The sequence below is a fragment of the Paenibacillus xanthanilyticus genome, from assembly GCF_042682185.1.
Lineage (GTDB): Bacteria > Bacillota > Bacilli > Paenibacillales > Paenibacillaceae > Paenibacillus_Z > Paenibacillus_Z xanthanilyticus.
In genome coordinates this window covers 1,409,760-1,425,571 of the sequence record NZ_JBHUHA010000001.1, presented here as the reverse complement: position 1 = coordinate 1,425,571, position 15,812 = coordinate 1,409,760, and the positions used below count along the sequence as shown (strand labels likewise).

14 protein-coding genes are annotated in these 15,812 nt (G+C 58.0%); 13 read left to right on the top strand and 1 reads right to left on the bottom strand.

Annotated elements, in window-relative coordinates:
- Positions 1 to 17 precede the first annotated feature (17 nt).
- The 13 genes from ACFSKT_RS05840 to ACFSKT_RS05780 all read left to right on the top strand — a co-directional run bounded on the left by ACFSKT_RS05840 (position 18) and on the right by ACFSKT_RS05780 (position 15,212).
- On the top strand, positions 18 to 944 hold the full coding sequence (locus ACFSKT_RS05840) for an ABC transporter ATP-binding protein (RefSeq protein WP_377718059.1): 927 nt from the start codon (positions 18 to 20) through the stop codon (positions 942 to 944).
- Positions 934 to 1,563 carry an ABC transporter ATP-binding protein gene (locus ACFSKT_RS05835; protein ID WP_377718058.1) on the top strand — a complete coding sequence of 210 codons (630 nt, stop codon included), beginning with the start codon at positions 934 to 936 and terminating at the stop codon, positions 1,561 to 1,563. The genes ACFSKT_RS05840 and ACFSKT_RS05835 overlap by 11 nt, the downstream gene beginning before the upstream one ends.
- A gap of 132 nt (positions 1,564 to 1,695) precedes the next feature.
- The gene (locus ACFSKT_RS05830) at positions 1,696 to 2,106 is read left to right on the top strand and encodes a DUF6157 family protein (protein WP_377718057.1); all 411 of its coding nucleotides are present in this window, start codon (positions 1,696 to 1,698) and stop codon (positions 2,104 to 2,106) included.
- A gap of 145 nt (positions 2,107 to 2,251) precedes the next feature.
- Entirely contained in the window at positions 2,252 to 2,950 is a 699-nt protein-coding gene (locus tag ACFSKT_RS05825; RefSeq protein ID WP_377718056.1) for a response regulator transcription factor, read from the top strand.
- 2 nt (positions 2,951 to 2,952) lie between these two features.
- On the top strand, positions 2,953 to 3,888 hold the full coding sequence (locus tag ACFSKT_RS05820) for a sensor histidine kinase (protein WP_377718055.1): 936 nt from the start codon (positions 2,953 to 2,955) through the stop codon (positions 3,886 to 3,888).
- 456 nt (positions 3,889 to 4,344) lie between these two features.
- The gene (locus ACFSKT_RS05815) at positions 4,345 to 5,268 is read left to right on the top strand and encodes an ABC transporter ATP-binding protein (protein WP_377718054.1); all 924 of its coding nucleotides are present in this window, start codon (positions 4,345 to 4,347) and stop codon (positions 5,266 to 5,268) included.
- Positions 5,261 to 5,959 carry an ABC transporter permease gene (locus ACFSKT_RS05810; protein ID WP_377718053.1) on the top strand — a complete coding sequence of 233 codons (699 nt, stop codon included), beginning with the start codon at positions 5,261 to 5,263 and terminating at the stop codon, positions 5,957 to 5,959. Before ACFSKT_RS05815 ends, ACFSKT_RS05810 begins: the two co-directional genes overlap by 8 nt.
- Before the next feature lie 151 nt (positions 5,960 to 6,110).
- The gene (locus ACFSKT_RS05805; RefSeq protein ID WP_377718052.1) at positions 6,111 to 8,078 is read left to right on the top strand and encodes a sensor histidine kinase; all 1,968 of its coding nucleotides are present in this window, start codon (positions 6,111 to 6,113) and stop codon (positions 8,076 to 8,078) included.
- Between the two features lie 362 nt (positions 8,079 to 8,440).
- Entirely contained in the window at positions 8,441 to 9,019 is a 579-nt protein-coding gene (locus ACFSKT_RS05800; protein ID WP_377718051.1) for a response regulator, read from the top strand.
- Positions 9,020 to 9,406: 387 nt separating this feature from the next.
- On the top strand, positions 9,407 to 10,195 hold the full coding sequence (locus ACFSKT_RS05795) for a hypothetical protein (protein ID WP_377718050.1): 789 nt from the start codon (positions 9,407 to 9,409) through the stop codon (positions 10,193 to 10,195).
- Positions 10,192 to 11,016 (top strand): MbnB/TglH/ChrH family RiPP precursor modification enzyme, encoded by an 825-nt coding sequence (locus ACFSKT_RS05790; protein WP_377718049.1) that lies wholly within the window; start codon positions 10,192 to 10,194, stop codon positions 11,014 to 11,016. The genes ACFSKT_RS05795 and ACFSKT_RS05790 overlap by 4 nt, the downstream gene beginning before the upstream one ends.
- Positions 11,017 to 11,198: 182 nt before the next feature.
- On the top strand, positions 11,199 to 12,689 hold the full coding sequence (locus ACFSKT_RS05785; RefSeq protein WP_377718048.1) for a glycoside hydrolase family 43 protein: 1,491 nt from the start codon (positions 11,199 to 11,201) through the stop codon (positions 12,687 to 12,689).
- Positions 12,690 to 13,181: 492 nt separating this feature from the next.
- The gene (locus tag ACFSKT_RS05780) at positions 13,182 to 15,212 is read left to right on the top strand and encodes an ATP-binding protein (protein ID WP_377718047.1); all 2,031 of its coding nucleotides are present in this window, start codon (positions 13,182 to 13,184) and stop codon (positions 15,210 to 15,212) included.
- A 338-nt stretch (positions 15,213 to 15,550) separates the two neighbouring features.
- Here the strand turns inward: ACFSKT_RS05780 and ACFSKT_RS05775 are convergent, their stop codons facing one another.
- Positions 15,551 to 15,733: a hypothetical protein gene (locus tag ACFSKT_RS05775; RefSeq protein WP_377718046.1), complete on the bottom strand. Its 183-nt coding sequence runs from the start codon at positions 15,731 to 15,733 to the stop codon at positions 15,551 to 15,553.
- Positions 15,734 to 15,812 lie beyond the last annotated feature (79 nt).

The window sequence follows — 15,812 nt, the reverse complement described above, 5'->3', positions numbered from 1 at the left end:
AGGAGGCTTGACGTGAGATGCCGCTGCTTGAAGTAAGAGAATTATCCGTCACATTCACCCAATACGACAGAGGGCTGCGGCGGAAGAAGACCACGGTGATCCAAGACCTGTCCCTCTCCGTGGAGAGAGGCGAGATCGTCGCGGTGGTAGGGGCCAGCGGTTCGGGCAAAAGCCTGCTCGCCCACGCCATCCTCGGCATTCTGCCGCGAAATGCGTCGGTCGCGGGGCAGATGCACTTCGACGGCCAGCCGCTCACGGCTTCGCGAATCCGCCAGCTTAGAGGCAGGCGCATCGCGTTCGTTCCGCAGTCCGTGCAGTCGCTCGATCCGCTCATGCGCGTCGGCCGGCAGGTGCGGCAGGCGGTTCGCGCGGGCGATCCGGCCGAGGAGCAGCGTAAGGCGTTCGCGCGTTACGGCCTGGCGCCGCAGACCGAGAGACGCTATCCGTTCCAGTTATCGGGCGGGATGGCCAGGCGCGTCCTCGTCTCCATCGCGACCGTGAGCGGGGCGGAGCTGCTCGTCGCGGACGAGCCGACGCCGGGCATGGACCCGGCTGTCGTGCAAGAGACGCTGCGGGCGTTCAAGGCGTTCGCGGAGAACGGTACGGCCATCGTCTTCATTACGCATGACTTGGAGGCGGCGCTTGCGATTGCCGACAAGGTCGCGGTCTTCTATGCAGGGACGACGCTGGAGGTCGCGCGGGCGGTGGATTTCGAAGGCGAAGGCGATCGGCTTCGCCACCCGTACTCGCGGGCATTGTGGCAGGCGCTGCCGCAGAACGGCTTCGCCGTCCCGGCCGTGGCGGCAAGCGAGCCGTCCGCTTGGTCGGCCGAAGGCTGCTCCCATGCACGGCATTGCGAGATGGCTACGGACGTATGCGCCCAGGCCGCGCCCAAGCTGCGCGAGCTTCGCGATGGAATGGTGAGGTGCTATCATGCGACTTGAAGCGAGGCATGTCGGCAAGCGCTACGGCAAGGAGGCGTGGCTCTTTCGGCAGGCGAACGCCGTCTTCCGCACAGGCGAAACGGTCGGCTTGCTGGGCCCGAGCGGATGCGGCAAGTCGTCCTTCTGCCGATTGCTCTCCGGCTACGATGCCTGTAGCGAAGGGGAGGTGCTGCTCGATGGCGCGCCGCTGCCGACGTTCGGCTATCGACCGGTCCAGCTGATCTTCCAGCATCCGGAGCGGGCTGTGAATCCCCGCTGGAAAGCTGGCGCCATCATTAGCGAAGGCTGGCAACCGGATGAAGCGCTGCTGGAGCAGCTCGAGATTAGGCGGGAGTGGCTGAAGCGTTGGCCGTCCGAGCTGTCCGGGGGCGAGCTGCAGCGGTTGTGCATCGCCCGCGCGTTGGCGCCGCAGACCCGATTCTTCATCGCCGACGAGATGACCACGATGCTCGATGCGATTACCCAAGCGCGAATATGGCGGACCGTGCTCGACCTTGCGCAGCGCCGCGGAATGGGCATGCTGGTCGTCAGTCATGACCGTCATCTGATCGACCGGATCTGCACGCGCGTCATCGATTTCCATGAGCTCGGTCGTGACCGGCATGACTGGGGAGATTAGGGTCGAGCCTTGGGCGAAATGCTGATATGGCTGTAAACTTATGGTATTATTGGACAAGGTGCCGGTACGCATGCCTCGCCGATGAATCGCGGTTGATCCGGCGCGAACGGATGTTGACGAGGAGGAAACGCGATGAAGGACAATAATTACTATGGGACGTTCATTGAAGTCGCCGAGGATTGCCCTGTGGCGGCCGCGGAGATTCCGAAGGCCAAGGGCGATGCCAAGACGGTGCCGGTCATGCAGTATGAGCTGATCGCGAACCATCCTTACCGCTACACGCAGGAGGACGTGCTGTTCGAAGTTTTCGCCGTTCGCGGCGAAGTTCCCGAGTCCGAGCGGCCAGCCTCGCGTGAGAAGTTCTTCTCCAAAGGGCAGCCCTGCCTCCGCGCTTCTTCGCTGGGTAAGCGCTACGGATGGGGCATCCATCACGATGCCGAAGGCAAGATGGCGCTCTATGCGGTCGAATCGCCGGAGTATCAGGCGTTCCTTCGCGATGAGACGGTCAAAAAAGTAAAAGCCATGCGCTCCAAGCGTGTTTGAACACGCATTTAACGAAGCGTCCCTCGAGCAGTCCGCGTCCGCGGCTGCTCTTTTTTCTCCAGATCATCCCAAATGTTCCGCCGTATGATAAAATGAAGCGACGATGAGGGAGGCCGCTCGATGCGGCATAGGAGGAATCGAAGAGATGGCCAAGCGAATTCTGCTCGCCGAGGATGACATCGACATTAGCCGATTGATCGAGGGTCAGCTGAAACAGGAGAATTACATGGTCTATACGGCGTGCGACGGCGAGGAAGCCGCGCGTCTATTCGCGCAGGAGACGTTCGATTTGATCTTGCTCGACTTGATGCTCCCCAAGGTGAGCGGCATGGAGCTGCTCAAGCAGATTCGGGAAACGAGCGTTGTCCCCGTCTTGATTATCTCGGCGAAGGGCAGCGATTTGGATAAAGCATTGGGCCTTGGTTTCGGGGCGGACGACTATCTAAGCAAGCCGTTCTCCATGATCGAATTAACCGCCCGCGTGCAGGCTGCCATTCGAAGGGCGACGCGGTATACGCAAGCGGAGAGCCAGCCGGCTGCTCCAAGTACGATGTCGTTCAAGGACCTCACGCTGGATTTGCATACGTTCACCGCGAACGTCAAAGGCAAGAGCGTGCAGCTCACCGCCAAGGAATTTCATATTCTGAAGCTGTTTCTCAGCCATCGCAGCCGGGTGTTCACCAAGGAGCAGATTTATCAGCTCATCTGGGAGGACGATTATTACGGGAACGAGAACGTCATTAACGTTCATATCCGAAGGCTGCGGGAGAAAATCGAAGACGATCCGTCGACTCCGCAATACATCCGGACGATCTGGGGAATCGGCTATAAGATGGGTGAGTAGGCATGATTGTATTGTTATCGGTCATCATCGGCATGCTGCTCGCCGTCATCGGCTGGCAGCTGTACGCCAAACGGAAATTAACGCGCACGGTGGACGAGATCACCGGGAAGATCGCCGACATTATCGCGCATGAAACGGCCGAGAAGGTGCTGGTGCCGACCGGTCAGGAATCGATCCGGGAGCTGCTCGTGCAGATCAACCGTCTGCTGGACGATAACCAGAAGGCGATCGCCGATTATGCCAAGGCGAAAGACAGCCAGCGCAAAATGATCTCCAATATGTCCCACGATTTGAAGACGCCGCTGACCGTTATTCTGGGCTATGCGGAGAAATTGAATCAATCGCAGACATTGACAAAGGAAGAAGAGACGCAGATCAGGCACCGGCTGAACGATAAAGTGAACGCGCTGATCGCCTTGATCAATCAATTTTTCGACCTGGTCAAACTCGAGTCGGAGGACTACGATATCCCGCTTGGCAAAATCTCATTGAGCGAGGCGTGCCGGCAAAGCGTGCTGGAATTTTACGATCTGCTCTCTTCCCGCAATATTCGGGTCGAGCTGGACATTCCGGAGCGCCCCTTTTATATCCTCGGGAACGAACAGGCGCTGCAGCGCATCCTGAGCAATCTCATCTCGAACTCCATCCGCTATGGCAGCGACGGGGGCGTGCTCGGCGTAACCGTCCGGGAAGAAGGCGAATACGCGGCGGTCGACGTGTGGGACCGGGGGAAAGGAATCGCGGAAATCCATCAAGAGCGCGTGTTCGACCGGCTCTATACGTTGGATGACGCCCGAAACCTGCAGTTCCAAGGCAGCGGACTGGGACTCAGCATCTCCAAACGGTTGACCGAGGAGATGAAAGGCACGATTCGCTTAAGCAGCACTCCGTACGAGAAAACGACCTTTACCTGCAGGTTCAAGCCCTTGACCTACTAATTTACTACATGACGTTTGGCTCCCGCTGAACGTCTTTTTTATTGCGTTGGAATGGTTGCAACTGTTCACAGAAGAAGCGTAAAGCGTGTCCCCCAAGCGGACGAAAGCGAAGGTCAACACGGAGTCGCATCAAGCGCACACCGCCATCAGGAGACCACCCAAGGCAGTTGACAGGCTTATGTCATAGGACTACTCTTCAACACCAACTGAAGCTTTGTCCGCGAGGACAAAAGCGTGCCAACTCGTAGCAACCCGCCAACCGCGAACAATCGAGCTAGCACGAAGGCGGGTGTCCTGAGGGCGAAGTCCTTTGGTTCCCCTCGGCGGAGGGGGAAGGGGGAGGAATAGCAATCTTAAGAAACATGTAAGAAACGGGAAAGGAAAAACTCGATTCTCCGGTCTATGATAAAAGTAACAAAACGAACGCGAAACAAATCGCGAGGAGGCTCGGTTAAGATGAATGCGATCATCCAAACGCACGACCTGGTAAAAGCGGTGAAAGGGAAAACCATCGTATCGAACGTCAATCTGAACGTGAGGAAAGGCGAAATTTACGGTCTGCTCGGACCGAACGGCGCGGGGAAAACGACGATCATGAAAATGCTCACCGGACTCATCATTCCGACCTCGGGCGAAATCATGCTGTTCGGCAAGAAGTTCGACGAAACCGCCAAAGAGGGCTTGAAGCGCGTCGGAAGCATCATCGAATACCCGATCTTTTACGAGCACCTCACGGCGATGGAGAACCTTCAGATACACTGCGAATATGTAGGCTTTTACGACAAACGGGCGATTCATCAAGCGTTGGACATGGTGCAGCTTCGAAGCATCGAAGATAAGCGCGTGAAGGATTTCTCGCTCGGCATGAAGCAGCGGCTGGGCATCGCGCGGGCGGCCATCACGAGACCGGAGCTGATCGTATTGGATGAACCGACGAACGGCTTGGATCCGATCGGCATCAAAGACATGCGGGATTTGGTCCGGACGCTGAACAAGGAATACGGCATCACGTTCCTGCTCTCCAGCCATATCTTGGCGGAGATCGAGCAGATGGCCGACCGCATCGGCGTCGTGCGCCAAGGACAATTGGTCGACGAGGTGTCGCTGGCGGAGATTCGGCAGCAGCGGACCGACTATCTCGAGCTGGTCACCTCGAACGTGCAGCGTTCCGTATTCCTGCTCGAGCACGAGCTCCGCGCGACCAACCTGAAGATCGTGCAGGACAACAAAATCCGAATCTACGATGCGGGCATCACCGCGGCACAGATCTCGAAGCTGCTCGTCTCGCAGGACATCGAGATCGAGGAAATCCAGAAGCATACCGGCACGCTGGAAGACTACTTCTACAATCAAATTCAAGGGGGAGATAAGCATGTTTAAGTTAGTGGAGCTCGAATGGAGAAAGCTGCAGACCCGGAAAATCATCGGGGAAGCCGTCATTTATTGGCTTATTCTCATGATCCTGCCGACGATTTTCCTCCAATTCGTCTTCGCGGACACGCCGAACATCCCGTTAAATGAAAGCTATGGAGCCGCGATGGAGATCATGCTGCCGATCCAAATGGGCTTCCTGTTGTTCGGGGCGTCGCTCGTCAATCACGTGTTCATCGAAGAGTTCAAGAACAGAACGATGGCGCTCTCGTACGGTTACCCGCTCAGCCGGCGGCGTCTGGTCATGGCGAAAACGTCGTTTATCGCCGCAGCGGTATTCCTGTGCACGCTCATCTCCTTCGTGCTGGCAGGCATCACGACCTACGGGTTTGATCTCGCGCTTGATTTTATCCAAGGGGTGCCGACGGTCGCGGATTTGGCGAATTATGCGGTTAGGGCGATCATTAACGCCGCCGTGGTTGCGCTTGCCTCGTTGATTCCGCTCTTCTGGTTCGGCTTGTGGAGACGGGCGGTCATTCCGACGGTTCTATGCGCGATCGTTCTCATGCAGCTTCAGAATTTTCTCGGCTGGTTCAATATTACGCTGAATTCGGATCTGCTCTATGCGATTTTCAGCCTCTTGGGCTTGGTCAGCGTCTATTTGACCGTGAAATTCGTGAATAAACTAGGGGATGTGTAGCGGTTCGTGGGCTGCACTGACGATTTTAAACATTTTTTAGCAAAACGCCTGAGTAATTTCTGCTTTAATAGAGAGAGCAACCAAGCTGCAGGAGAGGGTCGTAAGTTGAATGACACGGCCTGTAGCATGGACTCAGGAGGAACGAAACGCCATGACCCGTATCCGGGACTGGTTGTACACGATAGGGATGGCCTCCCTCTCGCTGCTGCTCTTCGCGATTTTTTGCCTGCTGCTCACATGGAATACGCTCGGCGATCAAGGGGCGGACGAATCGCGTTCGCTCCATCTGTCGAGCGGCTGGCAAATGCATTTGGGCGATCTGACGGCCGAGACAGGCGCGCTTGCCGCATCGGCGGACTGGATGCCGTATAAGTTTGGGGACGCGGATTCGCGGCTTGATGGCTATCGAGGTTACTATTGGCTGCGTTTCCGGCTGCCCGAGCAGCTGCGCGACGAGCCGAATTTGCATGTGCAGGGATTCAAGCACGCGGAGCTGTATACCTGGTCCGGCCAGATCTACGCGTTCAATATGGATCGCGGCATTCGCCTGATGAACAAGGAGCTTCGTTGGGGGATGGCGGATTTGAAACCGGAGGACTATGGCCATCATCTGTATGTGCGCGTGTATCAAGACGGCGGCGATCCCGCCGAGGGCCTGTTCCGGGTAGGTCGGATGGAGCACTTCTTGACGCAGATGCTGCGGCACGACGCGTTCCGCTATCTGTCCTGCGTCGTCGGACTTATTGCCGGCATGCTGGCCTTCATTCTGTATGCATTGAACAGGAAGGATCCGATCTACCTGCATTTCGCGTTATTCAGCGTATGCGTCGCCTACGGCAGCATCATACGAGCCGCATCTCTGCAGCTGTTCGCCGATATTCCGCTGCTGGTCTATATCCAGAATATCGCGCTGTCCTTGGGCACGGGCGCGCTGCTTGGGTTTCTGGCCGAAACCTTCGCCGGCGGCTGGCGGATCTGGTTCCGGCGGCTGGCGGCTGCCTACTATGGTTATGGGGCTATCGTGTTGGGAGCAGCCTTTATCGACGATTGGCTTTATCATTTGATGGCCGAGCAGCTGTTTGCCGTGACGGCCGTTCCGCTCGTCCTATACATCCTGCTGGCGCTGCTGCGTTCCGGCCGGCACGAGAATCGACTGGAGACGCGGCTAATTATGGCCGGGATATGGCTGCTGGGCATTTTCACGGCGGTGCATTATATCGATATGAACGTGGTTTCGATCTCATCGCGCTTGTTCGAGCCGTATCCGGTTGCCGGCGCGCTCTTCAAGGAGGCGTTCGTGCAGCTGGCCGTCTTCGCATTCATTCTTTGTCTAGCGGGGGTATTGCTCGTCCGTTACGCCAAGACGCACCGGCAGGTCAAACGATACGCGCAGGAGCTTGCCGTGAAGAACGACCAGCTGGAGGCGATCAACAGCCAGCGCGCGGAGGAGCTGCGGCAGCGGACAGAGGAGCTGCAGGAAGCGATTCAGGTGACGATGGATACGATGGAGGAGGTCGTCGCGCTGGAAGAGCGCAACCGGATCGCGCACGAAATGCACGATACCGTCGGCCATACCCTGACGGCGACCATCATGCAGATGGAAGTGACGAAGCGGCTGTTCGACATCGACCGGGAGGCCGCCCTGCAACGGCTGGCGTCCGCGCAGGATTTGGTGCGCAGCGGTCTGGATCAAGTGCGTTCCTCCGTTCGTCTCATGAAGGACGAGGCGCCCGCGTATGACTTGCGCGACGCCATGATCGTGCTGATGCGCAATACGACCCAAGCGACCCAGGTCGAGATCGAGTACAGCATCGATCCGCTGCCTCAACTTCCGCCGGGGTGCTCGAAGGTCCTCTACCACGCCTTGCTCGAGGGGCTGACGAACGGCATGCGCCACGGGCGCGGCACGCGGTTCAACTGCGAGCTGACCGTGGGGGAGGACGGGGTTGTGCTGCTCCTTCAGAACAATGGCCTGCCTTACGACAACGCGGCCTATGGGTTCGGTTTGAAAGCGATGAACGAGCGCGTCCAGCTAGTCGGCGGGTCGCTGCGCCTTTCGCAGAGCGCGGAGTGGGGCTGCGAGCTGCGCGTTCGGCTGCCGCTGGCGTCAACGCTTTAGTGCGAATCAGTTTCGACATGGAGCAGCGAGATAGAATTCGTTGAAGTTCTCGTGCTGCTGCAGCCTGTTCTATGGTTAGTTGGTCTATATATCCTCGATCGCAATTTGGACCGTATCGTTCGATTGGCTTCACGAAATAGCCGGTTCGAAGCGGGTTGAACAAAGTAAACGAAGCCATGCATGGATGCGGGCTTCGTTTTTCTATTAGGACAACTGAACTACAACGGTGAAAGCACGTGTTTGTCTTCGCCTCACACAGGACCCCGGTCACGGATTCACCGCCTCCACAGTTAGGCCTCTTCAGCGCCAACGGTTTCCAGTATACTGGGGAATGTTTATTTTAGGGAAAGTAGGCGTTGAGGTTGAATAAAATACGTGTGTTGTTGGTGGAGGACGACCTGATCTGGCAGCAGGGATTGTCCGCGTTCCTGAACGCCGAGCCGGACATCGAGGTGGCAGCCGTGGCCGGCACGAAGGAGGAAGCGCTCGAACGCTTCCGATCCGGCGCTCCGGACGTCGTGCTCATGGACATTAATTTGTCGGACAACCGGCTGGACGGCCTGGAAGCGGCCAAGGAAATTTTGCGCATCGAAGGGAGGGGCACGAGCGTGATCATGGTCACGTCGCTGGAAGAGAAGGGACTCATTCTCCAATCGTTCCAGAGCGGGGCCGCCAATTTCATTAGCAAATCCAGCTACAAGGATATCGCTCAGGCTATTCGGGACGCGCACGCGAACCGAAGCGGAATCCATCCCGATGCCGCGGCGCTCATCCGCAAGGAACTCCGGCTCATGGCGCTGACCCCCTCGGAGCGGGAGCTGTACGACCTGCGGGAGCAGGGGCTAAGCAAGGCTCAAATTTCCGGCAAGCTGAACAAATCGCTGAACACGATCAAGACGCAATGGAAAAGCATCAAACAGAAGCTCTTCGACCCGAACTAACCTCCAAAAGCGCGTCCCCGGCATGAACCGCTCTTCTCTTCAACTGCTCATCTTGCGATTCCACCCGACAGGGGTGAAGAAAGTTCATCCTACCCCGCCCGCCTTATCGTCTTTATAATCCGAATTGTGGCAAGGCGATGCGCCACGCCAACCTTACCTAAGGAGGTGAAGCCATCATGATCAAGAAAGTGAAAAGCGTGAAACGCGAAATCGTTGTCTGCTGCTGCTCCTGCTGCTACTGCCACTAAGTCGCCACTCCCCTCGATTACCCGCATCATGATCCCTCTTGAACCCTGAACCAGGAGCCTTGCCAGCCTACAATGCCGAGCAAGGCTCCAACAACACTCCCCCTGATTAAAATCGCATAAGGCCAGGTGATCGAATCCGATGTCTTTGGCAGAAATCCAACGCATGATGCTGAAGGTGACCATCTCCCCCGATCTGTCGGATGAGCTGTTTGTTCGGCCCGAGGAAGCGGCAGACCGCTTCGGACTGGAAGCGGAGGAGCTTCAAGCCGCCCGCCAGCTGCCGCGCAAGGTGATTGAATCGTTTCAATACGCGGTCGCCCACAAGCGACTGAGCAAATCGGCGCTCCCGTTCGTGCGGCGGACGCTATCGTTGTTGACGTATGAGCAGACGAAGCGGCTGACGCGGGATTTCCTGCGTGGACGCGACATGCATCAGAACGAATGGGCCGCCCAGCTCGAAGCATTCCTCGATTATGCAGCGGCGCAGGCGGAACCCGCGCAAGCCCGACTGTTCGCCGATATTACCGGCTTTGAGAAATGGATGTACGCCTGCGCCACTTTCCCCGCATCCCCGCTGCCCGAGCAGCCAGGCTACTGCGTCGCCCCGCAAGTCTACTTCCGCGCATTCCCTTACCCCTCGGAGCTTATTATCGAAGAGCGTCTCGACCCGGAGCTGCTGGAGCGGCACTACGGCCAGACCGGCTATGTGCTGTGCTGTCCGGACAGCGGCAAAATCGACCTGTACGAGATCGACCAAGCCTGTTATGAATTGCTATCCGCGTGCCGCGAACCGGTCGCGATGGAGGCGTTGACCGCGGTCGCTGATCGGATTGTCCGCGCTTATGCACTGGAGAAGGAGCCGCAGGACATGATCGACGAGCTGATGGACATGGATATTATTGTATCGACCAGAGGAGAGGATGAATGATGGTAAAAGGAGTCGGCGTCGGCTTCCGGTTGGATTTCGTCGGCCAGGAGGAGCTGGTGCGCCAGCATGTCGATTTTCTCGAATATAGCCAGAAGCGGGCGCTTGAAGCCGTGAAGCGGGAGCTTGGCCCGTTCATCGGCCAAATTCCGATCGTGGTGCACAGCCTGAACCTGTCGCTGGGCTCGATCGAAGCGCCGGCCGATTATCGGGTCGAGGCGCTCAAGCAAACGGCGGATCTCGTCGACGCTCCTTGGGTGAGCGAGCACCTGTCGTACAGCCGCTCCGGCGACATGGAGATCGACAACTTCATCGCCTTGCCGTACACGGACGAAGCGATCGACGTCGTCGTCGGCCATATCGTCGCGCTGAAGCAGACGCTGGGCCGGCCGATCTTGCTCGAGAATGTGACCCATTCGTTCGTTTGGCCGGGCAGCGTCTATACGGAAGGCGAGTTCATCCGGCGCGTCCTCGAGAAAGCCGACTGCGGCCTGCTGCTCGACGTGACGAACCTGTTCTTGAACGCGGAGACGATCGGCTACGATCCGCTGTCGTTCCTGCACGCGATTCCAAGAGACCGCGTGCTGCAGCTGCATGTTGCCGGGCATACCGAGCAGAATGGCGAGCTGTACGATTCCCATGTGGGCGGCATCGATCCGAAGGTGCTCGCGTTGACCGAGTGGGTCATGAACAACACGACGTGCGAGGCGATCACCATCGAGCGAGACACCGACATGGAGAGCTTCGAGGACGTGCTGCAGGACTTGAACCTGTGCCGTGCCATCTATAACAAATACCGGAACGCTTCTGCTCCGGCCGTCTAACCCGTTTGCCTGCCCGGCGAACGGGTTTTCTTTCGGCATTCGGCGGGATTGGCGAAATGTAGCCATGATTTCTTTGCTAATTATGGTGGTGTTGCGGCCCGGATAAGTCAGGTAACATGGGAACATACGGCACGTTTCGCGATACGAGCGCGATTGTCGGCTCATCATACAGAGGTGAAGAGATGAATTACCATAACCCGGTCATTAAAGGCTTCTATCCGGACCCGAGCGTGTGCAAGGTACACGATACGTATTATCTCGTGTGCAGCTCCATGCAGTATTTTCCCGGCGTCCCTCTCTTCGAGAGCAAAGATTTATTGAATTGGACGCAAATCGGCCACTGCCTGACCCGAGCGAGCCAAATCCAGCTGGACGGCGTGAACAGCTCTGGCGGCGTATTCGCCCCGACGATCCGTCATCATGACGGACGGTTCTACATGACGACCACCAACGACACGACGCGGCAAAATTTCTACGTGTGGACGGACGATATATACGGCGAATGGTCGGATCCGGTCTACGTGGACCAGGGCGGCATCGATCCGGACTTGTTTTTCGAGGGCGACGACGTTTATTTCATGAGCAACGGAACGGACGACCAAGGCGTCGGCGGCATCGTCCAGTGCCGGATCGATATCGAGACGGGCCGGAAGCTGACGCCGAGCCGTTCGATCTGGCAGGGGACTGGGGGACGCTATCTCGAAGCGCCGCATTTGTACAACATCAACGGCTGTTATTATTTGTTGGCCGCGGAGGGCGGAACCGAGTTCGGCCACATGGCCACCTACGCGCGGGGGACGTCGCCATCGGGACCGTTCGAAGCGTATCCGCATAACCCGGTGCTGACCAATCGGAATCTGGGCGGATACGAAATTCAAGCCGTCGGCCACGGCGACCTGATTCAAGATGACGGCGGACAGAGGTGGCTGCTGCATCTCGGCTTCCGCCAGATCGGGCAATGGATCGCTTACCATCATCTGGGACGCGAAGTGTTCTTGACGCCGGTGACGTTCGGCGACGATGGCTGGTTCACGGCCGGCCATCAAGGCACCACGCTGACGCGCTTTGAGACCGATCGCATGCCGGAGGGGACCGTTCAGCAGGAGAAGAAGCGGTATACGTTCGAGAATACGGATTGGAACGTGGAGTGGTGCTATCTTCGCCACCCTCGCCGAGAGCATTACGAGCTGGGAGCAAGCACGCTTACGCTGACCGGAACAGTCATTACGCTCGATCAGCCGGCTTCGCCGACCTTTATCGGTTTGCGGCAGAAGGATTTCACGGCGAGGATCGCCTGCGACGTCTCGCTGACGAGCGGCGAAGCGGGCATCACGATCTACATGGACGAGCACCATCACTATGATCTTGCCATTCGTCAACGCCAGAGCGGCTATGAAGTCATCGAACGGCTGAACGTCGGCGATCTGAAATCCGTCGAGAAGACGATCGACATTGGACCGGAATCCCGCGCGTCCTTGGTCATCGAAGCGACGCATACGCGTTATGCGTTCAAGCTGCGCGCGAACGGCGAAGAGCTGCTCCTCGGTTCGGCGCAGACCAAATACCTTTCCTCCGAAGTGGCGGGAGGGTTCACGGGCGTCATCATCGGCCTTTATGCAACGGGTGAAGGCGCCGTCGCGGAATTCTCGAATTTCAGCTGCGATTATGAATGAGCAATGGTAGATGCAAGAAGCCCCGGTTGGGGCTTTTTGGCATGTCTTGAGAAAATGTGAAGCGGCTCTTTTGCGGATAAAAATAAAGCGTGTCCGCGCAAGCGGACGAAAGCGACGGTCAGCACGAAGCTGCATCTACGCACGAACTCCACAGGATACCTCCCCGAGGCAAAACGTAACGAACGAAGCTTGAACAAGAGCCTGTCCGAAGGACAAGCGGGCTCACCCCGAAAGAACACATCGAAGACGGCCGCGTGGAAGAGTGCGCTTCATTCGGGTGTCCAGAGGGCGGAAGCCCTTGGTTCCCCTCGGCGGAGGGGGAAGGGGCGAGGGAAAATGAAGGGTTGAAGGGCGAAGCCCTTTGTCCATGTCATCGGCATGAGGCGCAGTCATGAGCCGCCATGACAAATGTAATGACAACTCCCGTTACAATGGGCGCGGACGGCTCATGGTATCATCAAGGTATACATTCAGACAGGGGAGGGCCGCATTATGGTTGGCTTGGTTCGCATACAAGATCTGCTGAAGAGGAAGGAAGAGGAGCTGTTCGTCGGACGCGGGCGCGAGCTGGCGCTGCTGCACGGCGAGTTGGCCGGGGATGACGATGGCTGGCGGCTCGTTCACGTGCACGGGCCGAGCGGAATCGGCAAGTCGAGTCTGCTCCGAGGCTTGGCGCGCGACACGGGGATCGCCGCGGTGACGTTGAACGGGGAGGATTGCCGATCGCCCGATCAATTCGTTGGGCAATTGCACGCGAGTCTGATTCGGCAAGGCTGGCCGCTCCCCTCGGACGCAGCGGCCGACGCCGCCGCGCTGGCAGATCGGTTGAACGGGGCAGCCGGCGAGCGGCAGCGCCTGATCATCCTTCTAGATGACTTCGACGCCTCTCGATCCATATGGGGATGGCTGCGCGAGCATTGGCTGCCGATGTTATCGGTCTACTTTCGCGTCTGCACGACGGGCAGGGATCCGCTGGAGGAGTGGCAGCGGTCGCCGGGATGGGCCGGTCTCGTGCGCAACCTTCGGCTCGATCCGCTGCACCGGCACGCGGTCGACCGGTATATGTTTGCGCGCGGGATCAGGGATCGGGAATCTCGTGACGCCATCGCGCACTTCGCCAAAGGCATGCCGTTCGCGCTGACGCTGGCCAGCGACGCCGTGAAGCAGCATGGGGCGGATGCGCTTCGGGAAGGCGGAATGAAGCGAAGATTGCTCCATGCCGTGTGCGGCATGCTGCAGAACGATGTGCAAGATGCCAGTGAGTGGCGGCTGCTGGAAGCGGCGTCGGTGTTCTGGCGCTTCGATCAGGAGTTAATGGAAGACGTATCGGGTCAACGCTTAACCGATGAAGCGTTCCGTAAGTTTTGCGGTCTGCCGTTCGTCGAGTTATCGGAGGCTGGCGGCTGGCGCGTCGCCGATGCCGCGCGGGAGTGGGTCCGGTCGGATTGGCGCAACCGGATGCCCGACGCGTATGACGCGTACCGGCGCAGGGCGATCCTCGTTCTGCAGGGGAGGTTGGCCGCTGCGCCGGCGGACCTTCAAGGGCGGTGGGCCGCCGAATTGCTCTACGTGCACGATCCCGAGCTGCTGCGCAATTACGGATGCCCTAATCTGGATGAACGCGTCTGGAAGGCGAAGGTGAGAGGGGCAAGCGTGGCCGAACTCACCTCCATGGCCATATCGCCGATCCTGCTTGACGAGACGGTGCACATCTCCTGCTTGCGCGCGATAGGGGAAGCGGAAGCTTCGTCCTGTTCGGTGCTCGAGGTCGACGACAAACCGGCCGCATGCTATGCATGGGTTCCGTTGACGCCGGCTACCCGATCGTTATTCGAGCTCAACCCCGCACTACGTGCCTATATGACGGCAACGCCGGCGCAAGGCAATGAAGTTCTTCTTTGGACGGGGTGCACGCTCCGTCATCTCGATCTCTCCGCTTTTGGGCTCCTCCTTCGCGGCCTCTTCCAGGAGCTGGCCGGTCAATCCATCCTACTCTTCGTTTCCTTCCCTTATTATGCGGATGTTTTTGCATCGCTTGGCTTTAAACGTGTTGTCGCGTCGGATGCACGCTGCGAGGACGGCGGGCAGCTGCATGCCTATCGACTCGATTTGCGCCTTTCCGAACCGTTATCCGTCCAGCCTCCCCATACTCCGACCAATTCCATGACGCTCCAAGAAGCCGCAGCGCTCTTGAAGAAAGCGCTCCTGAATCCCCATGCGCTCGAATCCGATCCCAAGCTGCTGCGATCGCTTGACCAATGGGAGGCGATCAAGCGGCGTATGGATTCCCTCGAAAGCTCCTTGGCATGCGCCGTCCGGCAAGCGGTATCCGAATGTCTCGCGAAGATGGGCGACGGCACGGAGGAAGAACGGCTGCAAGCGCAAGCAATCCGGCTCTCCTATCTGCAAAAGATCGGGACACACGAAGTCGTCGCTGCCCGTCTCTGTCTTTCCCTAAGCACCTACTACCGCTACCTCAAAAAAGGCTTTGAACGCGTGGCCCATGATTTGAGACGCGCGTAAAAATGAAGAGAGGGCTGCCTCGGCAGTAGATGGTCTCTACTACCGGAAGCAGTCCTCTTCGTTGTGGATGGGGCACGCAAACCAATCCGCTTTAGCTGAATGCTGCATTCCCGAACTGGAATGCAAGCCAATCCGCTTTAGCTGAATGCTGCATTCCCGAACTGGAATGCAAACCATTCCGCTTTAGCTGAATGCTGCATTCCCGAACTGGAATGCAAACCAATCAGCTTCGCTTTAGCTGAATGCTGCATTCCCGAACTGGAATGCAAACCAATCAGCTTCGCTTTAGCTGAATGCTGCATTCCCAATCCTCGGATTGTGAACGCAAACCAATCAGCTTATCTCAAGAAATAACCCCAGTACGCGAATTCCAGACACTCCCCGATACCCGAGCACTGGTAGTAGGTCGACGACGTCTGAGGCTGCCGAGGCAAGGCGCTGGATACGCCTGCCGATACGGTGCTGATCGTGAATAAGAGCGCGAACGTAGCCAACAATTTAGGACTGCGCAATAACTTCATTGGATTTTCCTCCTTCTATTAGTAATGTATAGACAAGGATGGAACCTCGGCTATCCGTGGCCAAGCACGAGCTTGGTGA